Below are 418 nucleotides of genomic sequence, written 5' to 3' on the forward strand. Positions count from 1 at the left end.
GCGCCGGCGACGAGCAGCATGGGCACGATCGTGCCGTCGCGCTCGCCGATCGCGGTTACGCGCCGGAAGAAATCGCCAAGCGCGATGACATAAACGAGCGATGTGTCCTGAAAGATCACGATGCATTGTGTGAGTGCGAGCGGTACCATCGCGCGAAACGCCTGCGGCAGGATCACGTAGCGCATTGTCTGGCGCGATGTCATGCCCAGCGCGTATCCGGCCTGAAGCTGCCCGCGCGGCAGGCTTGCAATGCCTGCGCGAATGATTTCGCAGAAGAACGCTGCCTCGACTAACGAATACGCTGTCAGTGCAGAAACGAGCCGCAAGTCCACTGTTGAAGGCAGGCTGAACAGCGCCTTCAGTAACTGCGGCACGATAAGGAAAAACCACAACAGCAGCATGACGAGCGGGATTGACC

The 418-nt window shown here is 59.8% G+C and carries 1 protein-coding gene; it reads right to left on the bottom strand.

The features are described from left to right. Nucleotides 1-418 (bottom strand): ABC transporter permease subunit (locus EN824_RS33565; RefSeq protein WP_135933169.1); only part of this gene is annotated, 418 nt, incomplete at both ends.

The sequence above is a fragment of the Mesorhizobium sp. M8A.F.Ca.ET.181.01.1.1 genome (genome assembly GCF_004792025.1).
Classification (GTDB): Bacteria; Pseudomonadota; Alphaproteobacteria; order Rhizobiales; family Rhizobiaceae; genus Mesorhizobium.